Consider the following 2644-nt stretch of genomic DNA (forward strand, 5'->3'; position numbering starts at 1 on the left):
CGAGGACGGTCCGACCCACCAGCCGGTCGAGCACCTGGCCGCGCTGCGGGCGATCCCGGGCCTGAACGTCGTACGCCCGGCCGACGCCAACGAGACCGCGCTCGCCTGGGCCGAGATCCTCAGGCGGCACACCACCGGCCCGGCCCCGCACGGCCTCGCGCTCACCCGCCAGGGCGTGCCCACGTACGAGCCGCATCCGGACGTGGCACGCGGCGGTTACGTGCGCGCCGAGGCGGAAGGCGGCGAGCCGCAGGTGATCCTGATCGCCACCGGTTCCGAGGTGCACCTCGCCGTCGAGGCCCGGGAGCAACTCCAGGCGGCGGGCGTGCCCACGCGGGTCGTGTCCATGCCGTCCGTGGAGTGGTTCGAGGAGCAGCCCCGCGCCTACCGGGACAGCGTCCTGCCGCCGTCCGTGAAGGCCCGGGTCGCGGTCGAGGCCGGTATCGGCCTGACCTGGCACCGGTTCGTCGGGGACGCGGGACGCATCGTCTCCCTGGAGCACTTCGGCGCCTCCGCCGACGCGAAGACCCTGTTCGCCGAGTACGGCTTCACCCCCGAGAACGTCGTCGCCGCAGCCCGGGAATCCCTCGCCGCTGTGCGCGGTTGATCCGACCGCCCCGAAAGAAGATGATCACTGTGACCGAAGCGACCGCGAGCGCGGGAGCACTCAAGCGCCTGTCCGACGAGGGCGTGTCGATCTGGCTGGACGACCTGTCCCGCCGGCGGATCGAGTCCGGCAACCTGGCCGGGCTCGTCAAGACGAGGAACGTCGTCGGCGTCACCACCAACCCGTCCATCTTCCAGGCCGCCATCGGCTCCGGCGAGGGCTACGAGGAGCAGCTCGCCGACCTGGCGGTGCGGGGCGTCACCGTCGACGAGGCCGTCCGGATGATGACGACGGCCGATGTCCGGGCCGCCGCCGACGTCCTGCGGCCCGTGTACGACGCGACCGGCGGCCGGGACGGGCGGGTGTCCATCGAGGTCGACCCACGGCTGGCCCACGACACGGTGGCGACCGTCGCCGAGGCCCGGCAGCTGGCCTGGCTGGTGGACCGCCCCAACGTGATGATCAAGATCCCGGCGACGAAGGCCGGTCTGCCGGCGATCACCGAGGTGATCGGCGCGGGCATCAGCGTGAACGTGACGCTGATCTTCTCCCTGGAGCGCTACCGCGAGGTGATGGACGCCTACCTCGCCGGCCTGGAGAAGGCGCAGGCGGCCGGTCTCGACCTGTCGGCCATCCACTCGGTCGCGTCCTTCTTCGTCTCCCGGGTCGACTCCGAGATCGACAAGCGGCTGACGCTGCTGGGCACGGACGAGGCCCTCGCCCTGAAGGGCAGGGCGGCCCTGGCCAACGCCCGGCTCGCCTACGAGGCGTACGAACAGGTCTTCGCCGGGCCGCGCTGGCATGCCCTGGGCGGTGCCCGTGCGAACCCGCAGCGCCCCCTTTGGGCCTCCACCGGTGTGAAGGACCCCGCTTACAAGGACACCCTGTACGTGGACGAGCTGGTCGCCCCCGGCACGGTCAACACCATGCCGGAGGCCACGCTGAACGCCGTCGCCGACCACGGTGACGTCCAGGGCGACACCGTCAGCGGCTCTTACGCCCAGGCGCGGGCCGGCCTGGCGGCCGTCGAGCGGCTCGGCATTTCCTACGACGAGGTGGTGCGGCAACTGGAGGACGAGGGCGTCGCCAAGTTCGAGGTGGCCTGGCAGGACCTGCTGGACGCGGTCACCAAGTCCTTGAACAGCAAGGGAGTTGACGCGGAATGACTGAGGGCATCCCCCAGACGGCCGAGCAGGAGACCATCGGAACCAAGGAGGACAAGGAGGCCCGGGCAGCCCAGGAGGCGGCCGGGGTGGAGCAGACCGGGGTGAGCGGCCAGGAACAGGCGGCCCCGCGCCCGGAGCACGCCGACCCCGACTTCGCCAATCCCCTGCGCGACCCGCGCGACCGCCGTCTGCCCAGGATCGCGGGCCCGTCCGGGCTCGTCATCTTCGGTGTGACCGGCGACCTGTCCCGCAAGAAGCTGATGCCGGCCGTGTACGACCTGGCCAACCGCGGCCTGCTGCCGCCGGGCTTCTCGCTGGTGGGTTTCGCCCGCCGGGACTGGGAGGACCAGGACTTCGCGCAGGTGGTGCACGACGCGGTCCGTGAGCACGCGCGGACCCCGTTCCGCGAGGAGGTCTGGCAGCAGCTCGCCGAGGGCATGCGGTTCATCCCGGGGGACTTCGACGACGACACGGCGTTCAAGCAGCTGCGCTCCGCCGTCGAGGAGCTGGACGCCTCCCGGGGCACCAGCGGCAACTACGCCTTCTACCTCTCGGTGCCGCCGAAGTTCTTCCCGAAGGTCGTCCAGCAGCTGAAGAAGCACAAGCTGGCCGACGCCCAGGAGGGGTCCTGGCGCCGCGCGGTCATCGAAAAGCCGTTCGGGCACGACCTGGACAGCGCCTGCGAGCTGAACGCGATCGTGCACGACGTGTTCGACCCGGAGCAGGTCTTCCGTATCGACCACTACCTGGGCAAGGAGACCGTCCAGAACATCCTGGCGCTGCGCTTCGCCAACCAGATGTTCGAACCGATCTGGAACCGGTCGTACGTCGACCACGTGCAGATCACCATGGCCGAGGACATCGGCATCGG

General features: G+C 70.8%; 3 protein-coding genes. All 3 read left to right on the forward strand.

The features are described from left to right. Positions 1-607 (forward strand): transketolase C-terminal domain-containing protein (locus tag GTY47_RS33570; protein ID WP_010043064.1); only part of this gene is annotated, 607 nt, incomplete at its 5' end. Positions 608-627: 20 nt separating this feature from the next. Next, a complete protein-coding gene (gene tal, locus GTY47_RS33575; protein ID WP_010043066.1) occupies positions 628-1773 on the forward strand; it encodes a transaldolase in 1146 nt (381 codons plus the stop codon). Further along, the coding region (locus GTY47_RS33580; RefSeq protein ID WP_010043069.1) for a glucose-6-phosphate dehydrogenase at positions 1770-2644 on the forward strand (875 nt) is incomplete at its 3' end. The genes tal and GTY47_RS33580, both read left to right, overlap by 4 nt.

It is taken from the genome of Streptomyces sp. SID5464, from assembly GCF_009862985.1.
GTDB lineage: Bacteria > Actinomycetota > Actinomycetes > Streptomycetales > Streptomycetaceae > Streptomyces > Streptomyces chartreusis_D.